Below are 13,840 nucleotides of genomic sequence, written 5' to 3'. Positions count from 1 at the left end.
CTGAGCACCACCCCCACCCCCGTTGAGCGTTGCTGTGGCCACCGGCGAGTGAGCCATCTCCAGAGAGCCACCCCCCCGGCCGCCCCGCTCAACACCCACAGGGGAATGAGATACGTCCACAACCGCGCCAGTGGATTGGTGCGTTGAACCGGTAACACCAGCACCAGCCAGAGAAGCGCCGCCCCCCAGGGCGAAACCCGTTCCCGACTCAGGCGGGCATGCCAGATCAGCGGGATGAATCCGCAGGCAGTGATCATCCAACCCAGCCATTGCGGCAGATCGATGCTCCACTCCCGGGCAGTCTCCTGCAAACGAACCAGCAATGTAGGGAGAAAATCTTCCCACGTCAGACGTTGAACAAAAGAATTGCCGATCAGCGAATGCCAGCCCGTCCCCCAGATCACAACCGGAGCGTAAAAGAGCGCCGCCAGGCCTGCAGTCGCCAGCCCTGCCCCCACCAGATAGAGGATAAACTTCCCTGCGCTGCCGTATGCCTCACGGACTTCTCCGGTGAGTGCCAGTAGAAACATCCAGAGCAGCACCCCGCCAAACGGGTAGAGCATGAACGGCACCGTCCAGAAGCCAAGAGACCCCGTGATCACCAGGAGCAACCAGCCTGCCCGGTTACGCCGCCGGACGAGTACAGGCGCCAGGCAAAAAAGCACCAGAGAAAACAGCATATACAGGCTGTATCCACGCGCATTACCGGCATACATGGCGCTGGAAGGCAGCCCTGCGAGCATCGCGGCTGCCAGGAGTCCACTCGTTTTACCGTACAACCGCATCCCCAGGAGCGCCGCCACTGGCACCGTAAGCACCCCGGCCACAAATGCCGGCAGACGCACACTCCATGGATGCACCCCAAAAAGCTCCGTGGAAAGGTGCACCAGCAGGGAATGGAAAATATGGTTGTTGGGCAGGCTGTAATCTGAGAGCAGGGCAGGCAGAGAACGCGAAGCAAACCCCACAAACGTATAGGCTTCGTCATGTCCCAGAGGGAGGGGCAACAACACCAGGCGCACCGTCCCCGCCAGCAGGGTCAACAGCACAAGCCACCGCCAGAATCCCCCCCGGGCCAGGTTTTCCTTGACGGTCTGCCCAAGCTGCAGGGCATCCTCTGCCAGCGCATTCACGAAAAACCCCCGGGCACTCATGGCAGTCGCAGCCGTTCCTTTCGCCTTTCCATAAAACGAGAGCGCCATCTCGAAGGATCTCCCACCAGGCTGACCGCCGCGTAGAGAATCCGCCTCCAGACGGCAAGCGCTGTGGGCGGGTGCAGGCTCAGACAGCGCAGGTAAGCCGCCAGTGCCGCACGGGGTTGACCGCCATCCAGTAAATAATGGGCGTCAAAGCGATAAGCCCCCGCATGAATGCGCCGTTTCAAGCGCCGGTACGTCTCCTGCAGGCCTGGCTGGGTTTGCATCCACGCGATGATGCGGAATACCTCACGCCCAAAACCCGTGCCCTGGGCCACATTCTTTGCCTGCGGATGAAAACGCGCCGCCGCAAGGACTTGCGGCAGATACACCATCTCTGCCCGTTGCGCCACGCGCAACCAGAGATGATGATCAAGCAGGTAATGGTAGGCAGGATCCAGATAACCGCACGCTTCCAGCACCGACCGCCGCAAGAACACCCCCGGCTGACTGATGATCCGAAAACACATCAGGTCTTCCAGCCCATACGGGCCAAAGGTCATACGGTTGAAAGGTTCTCCGGCGGCATCAATGGAAAGCACATCCCCAAAGACCAGGCCCGCCTCCGGGTGTTCTTCAAAAGCCCTCACCACTGCCCTCAGTGTCCCTGGCAAATAGATGTCATCCGAGTTGAGCCAGGCCACAATCTCACCGCGTGCCCTTGCGAATCCCTTGTTAATCGCCTCAGCCTGCCCACGATCAGGCTCTGAAACCCACCACGCCAGACGGCTTTCAACCTTTCGAATCACGTCCACGCTGCCATCGCTCGAAGCCCCATCCACCACCAGATATTCGACTTCTGGATAGTCCTGCTCCAGCACCGAGCGCAGGGTAGCCTCCAGGTAAGCCACCTGATTGTAAGAAGGGGTGATAATGGAAACAAGGGGGGTGCGCGTGGACATCTTCCTTCAACCCTCAAAAGAGGCTGTCGTAATCCACCTTGGGAAAAATGGTTAATTTTCCACCGACGGTCGCATCTACCACCCGTCTGCCCGCAGCTTCATAGGCCTCGCGCGCCATACGGTACCCACGTTCTGAAGTTTCCAGGTCTGGCAACTGCCAGCGAAACCCCTTGCCAAAGTAGAACGGAGAGAAATGGTTGGGATCATCTCCCTGAGAAGTAACCGTGGTGTTGGGTTTCCCCTGCGTCACGAAGTTATGATCCACCCCGATCAAAATCGCTTCCTGAAAGCCCAGGTAGAAGGCCACCTGCAGTGCAATATTGGTCACCGTGGCTCCTTCCCAGAGACGCCCCGTCAGGTCGGTGGAAAACTTCGGACCGGTATAGGTGGTATACAGGAAGTAGAGGTTATCATCGGGCTTCAGCCAGCGGCGCGCCCGCCACGAGACAAAGCGCGGCAGGTTCAACGCCTGAAGTTCAGCCGCGCTCTGCTCAATGACCAGGTCATTCACCGAGCAGAGGTACGTGGTCTGAAACCCCAGCTCAGGGAACATCAGGAAGATGCGATTCATCCCAATGGTGTACTCGTTGCGCAGCTTGCTCATATCCGTCTGGCGCAGGCTGGGGCCGTTCCCGATGATGAACACCCGCTGTCCACGGTGAATATCTTTCAACGCCCTCAACCGACGGATGCTATCCCGTCGCCAGGGATGGAAAGTAGCTGCAGGCCACTGACGGGCACGGTCGAACGCGTCGAGCGTCTCACCGATTGCCCGTTTCACCCCGAATGGTAATGCATTCTTGATCGACTCACGCCACTGGCTCATTCGGTACTCAACCTCGCCGTTGCTCCACCATCTACCACCAGCGCCTGCCCGGTCATGAAGGAAGACTGGTTGTTGTCTGCCAGGAAGTAAATCGCCCGCGCGATCTCTTCAGGTTGGGCTACCCGCCCATTAACCGTCTTCCGCGCAAGGTTCTCCAGGCGGTCAAGCACGGTTCCTCCACTCAAACTGCCGCGTTCCATGCTCGCCCGCAACATGGGGGTATCCACCGCACCGGGCAAAATGGCGTTCACACGGATATTATCGGGCGCAAACTCAATCGCCATCGCGCGGGTCAGCGCCAGCAGGCCCCCCTTGCTCGCCGCATAAGAGGCGATATTGGCCGAAGTACAGATGGCATGGACTGAAGAAACATTTACAATCGCCCCTCCCCCCTGAGCTTTAAGCAACGGATGCGCCAGTTTGACCCCCAGAAAAACCGAGCGCAGGTTATGTGCCATCACCTGATCCCATTCTTCGGCGCTGGTTTCCAGCAGGGGTTTGGCAATCTGAATGGCGGCATTATTGATCAGCGCGTCAAGGGTAGGGCTGAAGGCCTCCGCCTGCTCGAAAATCCGCTCCAGCTGCTCCGGGTCGGCAATATCGGCCTGAATAAACAACCCCCTGGAGGGAAAGGCCTCGCCGAAGGGGCGCCGGTCCACACCGATCACCGCCCATCCGGCTTCGGCGAATACCTTCACCGTTGCACGCCCGATGCCGCCGGCCGCGCCAGTGATTAACATAATACGGTTTTCATTGGTCTTCACGGATTGCATAGAGTTTCTCCCAATTGATAGCACTGGAATCCTTCCTGAAATAAACCCAATGGCCGTTGAGCCTGACTTTTTCATAATCGGTCAGGTATTTTTCACCCACGTCGTAGGTACTGACGAGCAATTCCACCACCACATCTGGTCGTAGCTTCCCGATGGAATAGGCATAGTTGAACTTAATGTGCCCCGGGCGCAACACCTCCCAGTCGTCCTCCGGACTGACCTGAATGGGCGAACGAGCCACCACCCTGTCCGACTTTCCCAGCAGATCGATACAGGTGCGATGAACAAAATAACAGATATTTCCGGCTGTTACCATGGCCACCCGTGCCTCAGGGCGGGTTACCTCACGGATTAACAATCCATCACGGGCATATCGTAAACTGCCCGGCACGTAAATCGAGCGTTCGTAGAGCAAAAAGAACCGCAGGGCGCCTTCAGCGGGGTTGCGCAGGTTCGAAATGACCGAGCCGTTGTCTACCAGCCGGTTCATCATCAGCACCGAAAAAACCACAAAACCAGCCAGCCCCGTTCCGGCCAGTACCCGGATAGCTCCACGCCCCCCTGAAAAGCGTTTTTCCAGTTGCTTAAGGGCCCAATCGACCCAGTGCCAGCTGGTCAGTGCAAAAAGCAGGAAGAACTCCGGCATGGCCGGGGCAATAAAGCGATTGGCCCCCCCGCGATGCTCCCAGGCGTCTCCACCGACATAGATGCTGTAAACCCCATGCGCCAGAAAAACCAGTCCCAGCAAGAGCACTCGCCGGTCACGCCGAAAGAGCACCAGCGAAAGCGGAAAAACCATCAACGGCCAGAAGAACCCCCGGACGAAATGATAAAACGCAATCGCCCCCCGGCGAATGCGCGCCCAGGCCGGGAGTCCCTCCATTTTGAGAATATAGGTGTTCGGCACCCACTCACCATAATACCAGTGCCGCCAGAGCGTCTGTCCGCCAGCGAAAAGCACCAGCATGCCGCCCCCCCACAATCCGTGAGCGCGGCGATTTCTGGCATCAAACAGGACGAGGAATCCCCACACAGCCAGGTATCCCACCACAGCATCCGGGCGCACCAGCGTCAGAAGACCCATCCACAGGTACAATCCCGGTCGAAAACGCCCATCTTCCAGTGTGTCCAGCGCCAGCCATACCGAAACACTCACCCCCAGCAGCATGGCTCCCACCTCGGTGCCAATGAGTGACCAGTTGGTCAACGGATAATAAAAAGCTGTGAGCAGAACCCCCAGAATCATCACCACCGGGTGGTTGGGCGCCAGCCGCAGCGCCATCTTCCGCACCACAAAAAGGTTGGCCAGCATCAGTACCAGGCCGGTGATTTGAATGGGAAGGGCCATCCAGCTTTCCGGAATGGGCAACCGGTGAAATAATGCCATGTACAAAACCCAGAGCAGGTTGGTGAACCCCTCCACCCGCTCCCCACCAGGGTTCCACACCAACCCGTATCCCTGGGCCAGGTTACGGGCATACGTCATGGAGATGGTTGCATCATCAAACAGCAGAAAATAGACCTGCCCATTGATGGTCACGACCATTTTAAGCAGGAACACCACCCCATAGACGAGGTAGGCCAGCACAATCAGGGCAAAGAGGGCGTTCGCAAGGCGTTTGCTCATTCCACGCTACCGCATCCACCGCTCCAGATCAGAAGGGGGAATACCCAATCCGTCCAGCAGGTTGCGAATGGTATTCCAGTGCACCCGCTCCCACGCCGCCGGGCTGGCATTGGAGTTATGCGCCGCCAGCAGAACGTTATCCATCTTCCGCAGGGGTGAATTTTCAGGGAGCGGTTCTACTTCAAACACATCCAGCGCCGCCCCGGCAATTTTCCCTTCCTGCAACGCCGCCACCAGAGCGGGTTCATCGACCAGTGGTCCCCGGGCAGTGTTAATCAACACCGCTGAAGGTTTCATCCAGCCCAGTGTTTTCGCATTCATGATATGGTAACTGGTCGGGTTGAGATCGCAATTCACACTCACGAAATCGGACCGCCGCAGTAAATCTTCCAGTGAGGTCATCTCTACCCCATTCTCAGCGATAAAATCGGGGGCAATCGGAACAATATCATTCCCCAGCAATTTCATTCCAAAGGCGCGCGCGCGCCGCAACACAGCCTTGCCAATATTGCCTACCCCGATCACCCCCAGGGTACATTCGCTGAGCGACCTCCCCGGCAATTTGGCCCACACCCCGCCCTTCACCGCGTGGTCCATCCAGGGGATCTGGCGGGCAAACGCGAGAATATACCCCAGCACACTGTCCGAAACCGGAAGGGTGAACGCATTGGGGGTGTTACAGACGCGGATTCCCAGGCGCTGGGCCGCCGCCCGATCGATGGAATCAATACCTGTACCCCATTTCGATATCACCTTCAGGCGCGGGAGGCAGGCCTGCATCACCCGCTCGGTGAAACGGTCATCGCCGCACAGCGCACCGTCAAACTGGCCAGCATAACGTAACAGTTCCTCTTCAGAGAGGCGCTCATGTACCTCGGCAACCAGCACTTCCAGGCCATAATGCCGCAGCACGGGCAAAAAACGTTCGATCGATGGAATCAAATAAGGGGCAGAAATGAGAACAGTTGGCATACCATCTCCAAATTGGGGTGATTCAGTTCACTGTGTCCTTGCACGCATGAGCATTTCCACCATTTGAAAGGTGGTTTCCTCATCAATATCCCAGGCCTCAGCCGGACTGATCTCGAACATCCAGGGACGATCACCAATACGATTACGCCGCCGCAGGAGGATTTCACGGGTAAAAAGATAGATACAGGAATTCTCCATGTACACGGGTGGTAAATCCTGCGTCCGCAGGAGAATCGCCGGGTTATGGTTGATCGGTCGGGCCAGTCCATCCCACAGGCGCACCTGTAAACGAGTCACTCCGAAGAGTGAATCGTAAGTGGGGTAATTCTCCCGCAACGTGCGCACCGCGGCAGAAATTGTTTCGGCTTTGAGTAAGGGGTTGGTGCTGTGAGTCTGCAGGTAAAGATCGGCCTGCACCCGCTCCGTATCATAGAGAAGAATCTCATTCATGGGGATCGTCCCCGCCCGCAGATGCTGGGGGCGCTCCAGAACGATCACCTGCGGGTAATCGCGGTGCAATCCCTCCATGATTACCGGGCTATCGGTATCCACCACCACCCGGTTCACTTCGGGCACAGCCAGAAGTGTTTCGATGATATGCGCGTAAAGGGGCTTCCCGGCCAGCAGGCGGTAATTCTTCCCGGGCACCCGCTCTGAGGTATGCCGCATGGGCACAAGCGCCGCGATTCGATCAAAAGAATGTTCATCACCCATGGTTGATTTTAATCCTCCAGAAGGAAGTTTCCACCATTGAGAATGCCCTCTGTGATCACCCGCAGAACACGCGAATTCCGGGGGTCAAACGACGCGGCCTTTACATGGTCTTTAAAACGGACATACCCTGGCCAAACGCCGTCTTCCTCCAGCAGGTCGTCAAAAGGCAAAGAGGTTCGATACAGCTGATAATACAGAAACCGCCGTGCATTTGCCCGGAACTCAGGGGGAGCAGTAACCTGGTCTGCCGTCAGAAAGACCTCTGCCTGTTGGCGATACTCCTCCACCGATTGCGGAAAGAAAACCGTTGGAAGCTGGGTAAACCGCGCTTTTCCACCGCACAGCACCGGTGCGCCCATCAATGAAGCCTCCAGGCCAATGGTGGAATTATAGACCATGACAAACTTGGAACGCTGAATCAACTCATACGAGCTGAAATACTCACGCGAGTCCACATAAAGGACATTTGGCAAAGAACGTACGCCTCGCCTTTCGGCCCATGCCGCCACACTTTCGCGCGACTCCTTCCCCGGGCGCGATTCGTCGGGATGCGCCCGGATGACAAACAGGGTTTCAGGGTGGGCCCGGGCGATTTCCAGCACCAGGTCAAGCCAGGCGAACATGTGAGGGAAGACCACATTGGAATGCGGCTGGCTGGTATCGAAGATAACATTCGTAAAGACCGGCACCACCTGCCGAAAATGGCTCAGCCGTTCAAGAAAAGCCTCATCCAGGCGGCGCATCTCAGGCCAGAAGCGAATTCCCGCCATGCTGAAATTCCCCTGCCAGCGCTGTTCCAGGTAGGCATCAAGGCGTACCTCCTGCTCAGGCGAAAGCGCAAACGTTTCTGGAATGTCTATCGGGTAAGCCGTTGCCTCACCGGTGGTAAAGAAGGCAGTAAAGGGCCGTAAACCCACTTCGTGAGTGATTACCCGCAGTCCGCGCTGGCGGGCAACCCAGCGTGCCGCTGCCTCAGGGTAAAACATTCCATTAAAAACAACCACCGCCCGGGGATTGGTAGCGTCCAGCAACCGGCGAAACTCTTCCACCACCCTCCAGGCCGAAATCAGATACTGGCGATAAAGAAAGCGGGTTGAGTCATCTTCAGCCAGGTGATGCCTGCGCAGTGCCCAACGCAGCCCGGGCAGGCACAGGGCCCCCAGCGGAACGCCCTGCCATTCAAAAGCCATCAGGCTCTGAAGATCGAGTGGCTTGAGCGCTTCTTCAAGGCCGCCATCGGCCTTAAAAGTAAACCAGTGTGTTTCATGGTGCTGGTGTACCACCCTCGACTGAGCGATACACCCGGGGCATGGTGGAAGGACCGCCGGGTCGGCGGAGTTGGTTCCCAGCACACAACGGCTCAAACCTCCCTGGCAGGCAAAATGCACCACCGGCGCACCGGCCAGACGCACAGACCAGCTAGCCGCCAGCTGATAAGCCGCATTCAGGCTCATTCCAAGCAGGCGCGTAGAGGCATTGAAGAACACCACCGGCTGTGCCGAAACAGGTACAGGCGCGCTCCGGGCCACTTCTTCCGCCAGGCGCATCAGACGCTGGTTGGCACGGGCGTGCTTCAGGCGGCGCTCAAGCCCACGCCGCACCCGAATCATACGGTCCAAAAATTTGGAATTCTCTATGGATATCTCCTCAACTTCTTGATCGAAGAAAGCTCACTCTCATACACGCGCTTCACCCCGTCGCCCAGGGCCTGTTCGGTCACCCGGATATACTTCACCAGGCGCTCGAACCCCTGTGGCTCCACCGAGGCCGCCTGGTCTGATCCCCACATGGCGCGGTCAAGCGTGATGTGTCGCTCTACCACGCAGGCGCCCAGCGCCACCGCCACCACCGAAGGGATCAGCCCGACTTCGTGCCCGGAATAACCGATCGGGCAGGGAAACTCTTCGCGAAGCTTCTGGATGACCTTCAAATTCAATTCGCTGGGATCGCAGGGATACGTGCTGGTAGCATGAGTGATAATCAGGTTATCGGTGCCCACTACGTTCACCGCCGCCCGAATTTGTTCCATAGTCGACATGCCCGTCGAAAGGATGAGGGGGCGGCCCGTCGAACGTAAATGGCGTAACAACCCATGGTCAGTTAAAGCCGCCGAAGGGATTTTATACGCCACCGGATCAAACTGTTCCATAAAGTCTACCGAAGGCTCATCCCACACCGAGGCAAACCAGTCAATGCCCAATTCTTTGCAGTAACGGTCAATTTCGGCGTACTGCTCCTGGTTGAACTCCATTTTTCGGCGATACTCAATGTAACTGATATACCCCCAGGGAGTTTCGCGCATTAAATCCCACTGATCGCGCGGAACGCAGATTTCGGGAGTTCGTTTCTGGAATTTGACCGAATCCACACCGGTTCGAAAGGCCTCCAGGATCATGCGTTTGGCAATCTCCAGGTCTCCGTTGTGGTTAATGCCAATCTCAGCAGTGATATAAGTTGGGTGGCCATCCCCAATCCATCGATTTCCAATTTTCACTTCACGTGCCATGGTTCCTTATCCTTTCATTTCATTCGCTGCATCAAAATGTCCAGCAATTCACGCACTGCACCGTGCCCGCCATTCCGGCTCAGGACAATATCCGCCGCCCGACGGGCCGCCGGTTGCGCATCGGCCACAGCCACTGCACAACCTACCAGCGAAAAACACGGCACATCGTTCACATCATTCCCAACATAAATCGTCCGTTCGGGAGCAGCATTAAACTCTGCCATAATCCTGGGCAGTTCGCCTGCCTTATCCCAGACGCCCTGAACCACAGGGATCTGCATCTTACGGCAGCGTGCGGCCACCACTGGATTGGTCTCTGTAGAGAGCACCACCATTTTCAGCCCACTCCGACGCAGGTAAGCGACTCCCAGGCTATCTGACCGGTTCGCCGCCACCATTTCATGACCTTCTTCATCCACCCACACCCGGTTATCGGTGAGCACCCCATCGAAGTCAAAAACCACCAGGTCGACCTTCTCAGGCAGAGGACGGCGGCGGTGCCCCGGGTAGACAATCTCTAATTCGCTGTACCAGACGAGCCACTCCGAGCGGGCCCAATCGCGCGGGGTATCAATATCCACGGTATAGGCCGGGTCTACCATCACCGGTAAAATCACCTGCCCGCTCATCGAGCCTTTCCGAATGACTTCAGGTCGAATAACATCGATATGCCCGGTCTGCCAGTAAACCGGTGGGAGCACCTGACGGGGGGCATTATACGGCTCTTCCAGCCCTGGCACCTGTAACAGAGGAATCATTTGCCCATTTTGCGGGTCGATGCGCCACATCTTGTGGGGGTTTTGCCCGGCGGGCACCACCCCGCGCACCGAATGCGCCTCAGGGTGAGCCAGTAAAATCTGAACAGCTTCATCCACGAGAGCCGGTGGGCGTACCGGTGAAGTGGGGCGCAGTTGCACTACCAGTTCAGGCTGGTATCCTTCCTGCTCTTCCAGCCAGCGCAGCGCATGTTGAAACACGGGCAGATCAAGCGTCTGATCCTGTGCCAGTTCCGCCGGACGTAAGAAGGGCGTCTCCGCGCCATAGTCTCGTGCCACTCTGGCAATTTCTTCGTCATCGGTCGAGACAATCACCCGCGTCACCAGTTCCGACTGTCGCGCAGCGGCGATGCTATAAGCAATCAGCGGATGACCGGCAAAGAGCCTGACATTTTTCCGGGGGATCCCCTTTGAACCGCCACGCGCCGGAATAATGGCCAGCACTTCACGCTTCACCATACCGTCCAGCCTCCATCCACAATCAGGTTGCCGCCCGTCATATACGAAGAAGCATCAGAGGCAAGGAATAATAACGCACCATTCATCTCATCTCGCTCGGCCATCCGCCCCATAATGGTGCGATAAGAGTAATTCCGGGTAAACACTTCGTCATGCTGGTTATAAACACCGCCCGGGGTGAGGCAATTGGCACGAATTTGCGTTCCAGCATAATAAGCTGCGATATATTTGGTAAGGCCAAGCACCCCTGCCTTGCTGGTGGTGTAATAAGCCGGTTTATACTGCCGCGGCTGGCCGGGCCTTTCGTAAATGCGCTGATCCGGCGGCACCAGCCCGTACGTGGAACAGATATTAATGATTGAACCTTTCCCTCCCTGCGCCTTCATCTGCCGGGCAGCCGCCTGACAGCACAGAAAGACCCCCGTCAGGTTAACCTCCAGCGCCTGGCGCCACTGTTCCAGGGGAAAATCCTCGAAGGTATTACCATGCTGACCAGCCTGCGAGGCATCGAACTTGGGGTCCATCGCCGCACTGTTGACAATGACATCCAGACTGCCAAAATCATCCACACATGCCTCCACCACAGCCTGCACCGATTCTGGCTGGGTCACATCCAGGGCGGCATGGATCACCGGATAGCCCAGAGCCCGCAGGTCGGCGGCCACTGCCGACGCGGCACTGGCGTTCAGGTCAGCCACCACCACCCCGGCTCCGGCCTGCGCCAGAGTGCGGCAAAACTCTACCCCCAGCAAACCGGCACCACCGGTTACGATGGCGGCCCGTCCTTTCAGATTAAATTTCTCAAACACATCACTCATGGATGCTTCCTCCCTAAGGGATCTGATACTTCTTCTTCAATGCCGCCCACTGTTCAGGCGAGCAGGATCGGAAATCCATCGGCATGTCCGGGCAGGTATGGACCGAAAAGTAAGGTCCGCAGGCATCCGTACAGGTGGCCACAATACAGGGGTTGCCATCCGGCGCGATGCGGCACTCGGTCTCACAGCTCACATTCTTCCCCCGGTCAGCACAGGTGTTGTACCCCCAACCCGCCGGGGTAGGCGGCAACAGTAATGCCGAGGCAATGGTGAGCGTGGTCTCGTAAAGGATCTCGTTGGAATCCTGATTCTGGAAAACAAGCTTCAGAGGGGTGTCATACGCCGGCCGGGCCAGCCCCTGGCAGAAGAGCCGGTCAGGGTAAGCCGGGTCACTCAAGCAATCGTAGGTTTGACCGCCGAGCAGCAGCCGCATGCCCCCCTGCGCCCCCGGTAAAGCGAGGGTAATCGTCCATCCTCCCACCCGGTTATCGATGGCCAGAACTTTCAACTGATCGAACTGCACCCCCGGCGTGGCCGAAGCCACCGGAGAGGGAGAAACTTCAGCCGTAGCCGTCAGAGTAGGCGACAGCGTAAACGTTGGCTCCAGAGGGAGCGTAGAAGTAACCGATGGCGTGAGAAGCACCTGTCTCGTCGCAGTGCCTGTCGGCAGAACAGGTGCCGGAGTTTCAGGCCGCACCGGCTGGCAGGCCGCCAGGATAATCACACACACTCCCCAAAACCATTTATGGAATGCCATACTTTGCCTTGGCTTCCTTCCATTGTTCAGGACTGCATACCACGGCTGGCAATTTCATATCCGCCGGGCAGGAATGCACCGAACGATATAGCCCACAGGCATCGGTGCAGGTCGCCACAATACAGGGGGTACCATCTGCATCAACGCGGCATTCCGTCTCACAGCTGATATTTTTTCCCCGGTCAGGGCAATTTGTTTGAGCATACCCCTCCGGTAGCGCTGTTGGAAGCACTGCCGAACTCAACACCACTTTCCGCTCCATCACAACATTACCGGTTTCTTTATCCAGAAATGCCTGCGTAATGGGCGTATCCAGCGGCGGGCGGGCAAGCCCCCAGCAAAGCAGCCAGTCAGGGTAAGCCTCTTCGAGATGGCAATCATACCGGATGCCACCGAGAATCATGTTGTAAGCCGCCGAAAGGTGCGGAATTTTCACCACCACACTGATTCCGCCAACACCATTCAACAAATTAATGACCTCAGCCTGATCAAAGTCTGCCGTCGGCGTGGGAGAGAGGGAAGGTTCGGGGCTTGGCGAAGCCGTCGGAGACGGCGTCGATGTCGGCCGTTCTGTGGGAGTCACAGTCCACGTGGCTGTAGCTTCTACAGAGGGTGTCAGGGATGCTGTCGGCAAGGCTGTAGCATCCTGCACACTCCCCGCGCAGGCTACCAGAAAGCCTGAAAGAATCACCCACAAAATTTTGAAGTTCTTCATGGAAACTCTCACGGAATATTGAACTTTGCCTTCATTTCTTCCCATTGCTCAGCAGAGCAAATATTCCAGACGCTCACCCCTGCCGGGCATGAATCCACCGAGTAATACGGCCCACAGGCATCAAAACACGAAGAAACAATACACGGAATACCCGTAGAGGGATCAACCCGGCATTCCGTCTCGCAGGTCACCTTCTGGCCGCGTTCCGCGCAGTTGGTATTGCTGTAACCCTTTGGCACCGGGGTGGGCAAAGCAGCTGAGGCAAAGACCGTCTCTGATTGATAAAGCACCTTGCCGGTGTCAGCATCCAGAAAAGCCAGTGTGATCTTCTGATCCAGTGGGGGCTTGCTTAATCCGTAACAAAAAAGCCGGTCAGGATACTGCGCGTCGAAAGCACAGCTGAAGCGAATTCCCGCGGCAATGACATTAACAGCACGGTTCAGATGAGGGATAGCAAACGTCAAACGCCATCCCCCCACGCCACTGGTAAGTTCGATCGGCCTGGCCTGATCAAAGGCCGTTTCGGGTGTGGGAGTTAAAGAAGGGGTAAGCGTAAGGGTTGGCGTGGAGGTTGAGGTCACCGTCGGAGTAAGCGAAGGGGTTTGCGTCACCGTGGCGGTGGCGGTTGGTAAAGGCGTTTCATTGGGCACAGGCGTCGGGGTGGGTGAGGGGAGAGCCGGCGCGCAGGCAGTAAGTAAAATCAAAGTAATCCCCCCGATCAACCAGCCTGAAAAAACCGTTCCTGTTCTTTTCATCATCACCATCCACATTATCACATTCCCGTTACGTGAGCCATCAG

General features: G+C 57.2%; 14 protein-coding genes. All 14 read right to left on the bottom strand.

Annotated elements, in window-relative coordinates; translation table 11 throughout:
- The coding region (locus ATHL_RS00700) for a glycosyltransferase family 39 protein (protein ID WP_162787527.1) at positions 1-1,202 on the bottom strand (1,202 nt) is incomplete at its 3' end.
- On the bottom strand, positions 1,151-2,098 hold the full coding sequence (locus ATHL_RS00695) for a glycosyltransferase family 2 protein (protein WP_062188803.1): 948 nt from the start codon (positions 2,096-2,098) through the stop codon (positions 1,151-1,153). The genes ATHL_RS00695 and ATHL_RS00700, both read right to left, overlap by 52 nt.
- A 13-nt stretch (positions 2,099-2,111) precedes the next feature.
- Entirely contained in the window at positions 2,112-2,924 is an 813-nt protein-coding gene (locus tag ATHL_RS00690; RefSeq protein WP_084001060.1) for a 6-hydroxymethylpterin diphosphokinase MptE-like protein, read from the bottom strand.
- A complete protein-coding gene (locus tag ATHL_RS00685; RefSeq protein WP_062188802.1) occupies positions 2,921-3,697 on the bottom strand; it encodes an SDR family NAD(P)-dependent oxidoreductase in 777 nt (258 codons plus the stop codon). The genes ATHL_RS00690 and ATHL_RS00685 overlap by 4 nt, the downstream gene beginning before the upstream one ends.
- Positions 3,675-5,324: a hypothetical protein gene (locus ATHL_RS00680; RefSeq protein WP_062188801.1), complete on the bottom strand. Its 1,650-nt coding sequence runs from the start codon at positions 5,322-5,324 to the stop codon at positions 3,675-3,677. Before ATHL_RS00680 ends, ATHL_RS00685 begins: the two co-directional genes overlap by 23 nt.
- 6 nt (positions 5,325-5,330) lie before the next feature.
- Complete coding sequence (locus ATHL_RS00675) at positions 5,331-6,296, bottom strand: phosphoglycerate dehydrogenase (protein WP_062188800.1); 966 nt, start codon at positions 6,294-6,296, stop codon at positions 5,331-5,333.
- Positions 6,297-6,323: 27 nt separating this feature from the next.
- Positions 6,324-7,010, bottom strand: a complete 687-nt coding sequence (locus tag ATHL_RS00670) for an acylneuraminate cytidylyltransferase family protein (protein ID WP_062188799.1) — start codon at positions 7,008-7,010, stop codon at positions 6,324-6,326.
- A gap of 8 nt (positions 7,011-7,018) precedes the next feature.
- Positions 7,019-8,620, bottom strand: a complete 1,602-nt coding sequence (locus tag ATHL_RS00665; RefSeq protein WP_062188798.1) for a capsular polysaccharide export protein, LipB/KpsS family — start codon at positions 8,618-8,620, stop codon at positions 7,019-7,021.
- A 23-nt stretch (positions 8,621-8,643) separates the two neighbouring features.
- Positions 8,644-9,516: an N-acetylneuraminate synthase family protein gene (locus tag ATHL_RS00660; RefSeq protein WP_062188797.1), complete on the bottom strand. Its 873-nt coding sequence runs from the start codon at positions 9,514-9,516 to the stop codon at positions 8,644-8,646.
- A 14-nt stretch (positions 9,517-9,530) separates the two neighbouring features.
- Positions 9,531-10,751, bottom strand: coding sequence for an acylneuraminate cytidylyltransferase (locus ATHL_RS00655; protein WP_084001059.1), 1,221 nt, complete (start codon positions 10,749-10,751; stop codon positions 9,531-9,533).
- Entirely contained in the window at positions 10,745-11,569 is an 825-nt protein-coding gene (locus tag ATHL_RS00650) for an SDR family oxidoreductase (RefSeq protein ID WP_062188796.1), read from the bottom strand. The genes ATHL_RS00655 and ATHL_RS00650 overlap by 7 nt, the downstream gene beginning before the upstream one ends.
- A gap of 13 nt (positions 11,570-11,582) precedes the next feature.
- Positions 11,583-12,326: a hypothetical protein gene (locus ATHL_RS00645; protein WP_062188795.1), complete on the bottom strand. Its 744-nt coding sequence runs from the start codon at positions 12,324-12,326 to the stop codon at positions 11,583-11,585.
- Positions 12,313-13,041, bottom strand: coding sequence for a hypothetical protein (locus ATHL_RS00640; protein WP_062188794.1), 729 nt, complete (start codon positions 13,039-13,041; stop codon positions 12,313-12,315). Before ATHL_RS00640 ends, ATHL_RS00645 begins: the two co-directional genes overlap by 14 nt.
- Positions 13,042-13,049: 8 nt before the next feature.
- Positions 13,050-13,799, bottom strand: coding sequence for a hypothetical protein (locus tag ATHL_RS00635; protein ID WP_162787525.1), 750 nt, complete (start codon positions 13,797-13,799; stop codon positions 13,050-13,052).
- Between the last annotated feature and the right edge of the window lie 41 nt (positions 13,800-13,840).

Origin of the sequence: Anaerolinea thermolimosa, from assembly GCF_001050195.2 — a bacterium.
GTDB classification, from domain to species: Bacteria; Chloroflexota; Anaerolineae; order Anaerolineales; family Anaerolineaceae; genus Anaerolinea; species Anaerolinea thermolimosa.
The sequence above is the reverse complement of the archived record's forward strand: the minus strand, read 5'-3'. Positions and strand labels throughout refer to the sequence as shown.

Excerpts from the sequence above, each read along its gene's own strand:
- ATHL_RS00695 (WP_062188803.1), bottom strand. The coding sequence starts at position 2,098 with ATGTCCACGCGCACCCCCCTTGTTTCCATTATCACCCCTTCTTACAAT.
- ATHL_RS00690 (WP_084001060.1), bottom strand. The coding sequence starts at position 2,924 with ATGAGCCAGTGGCGTGAGTCGATCAAGAATGCATTACCATTCGGGGTG.
- ATHL_RS00685 (WP_062188802.1), bottom strand. The coding sequence starts at position 3,697 with ATGCAATCCGTGAAGACCAATGAAAACCGTATTATGTTAATCACTGGC.
- ATHL_RS00680 (WP_062188801.1), bottom strand. The coding sequence starts at position 5,324 with ATGAGCAAACGCCTTGCGAACGCCCTCTTTGCCCTGATTGTGCTGGCC.
- ATHL_RS00675 (WP_062188800.1), bottom strand. The coding sequence starts at position 6,296 with ATGCCAACTGTTCTCATTTCTGCCCCTTATTTGATTCCATCGATCGAA.
- ATHL_RS00670 (WP_062188799.1), bottom strand. The coding sequence starts at position 7,010 with ATGGGTGATGAACATTCTTTTGATCGAATCGCGGCGCTTGTGCCCATG.
- ATHL_RS00665 (WP_062188798.1), bottom strand. The coding sequence starts at position 8,620 with ATGATTCGGGTGCGGCGTGGGCTTGAGCGCCGCCTGAAGCACGCCCGT.
- ATHL_RS00660 (WP_062188797.1), bottom strand. The coding sequence starts at position 9,516 with ATGGCACGTGAAGTGAAAATTGGAAATCGATGGATTGGGGATGGCCAC.
- ATHL_RS00655 (WP_084001059.1), bottom strand. The coding sequence starts at position 10,751 with ATGGTGAAGCGTGAAGTGCTGGCCATTATTCCGGCGCGTGGCGGTTCA.
- ATHL_RS00650 (WP_062188796.1), bottom strand. The coding sequence starts at position 11,569 with ATGAGTGATGTGTTTGAGAAATTTAATCTGAAAGGACGGGCCGCCATC.
- ATHL_RS00645 (WP_062188795.1), bottom strand. The coding sequence starts at position 12,326 with ATGGCATTCCATAAATGGTTTTGGGGAGTGTGTGTGATTATCCTGGCG.
- ATHL_RS00640 (WP_062188794.1), bottom strand. The coding sequence starts at position 13,041 with ATGAAGAACTTCAAAATTTTGTGGGTGATTCTTTCAGGCTTTCTGGTA.
- ATHL_RS00635 (WP_162787525.1), bottom strand. The coding sequence starts at position 13,799 with ATGATGAAAAGAACAGGAACGGTTTTTTCAGGCTGGTTGATCGGGGGG.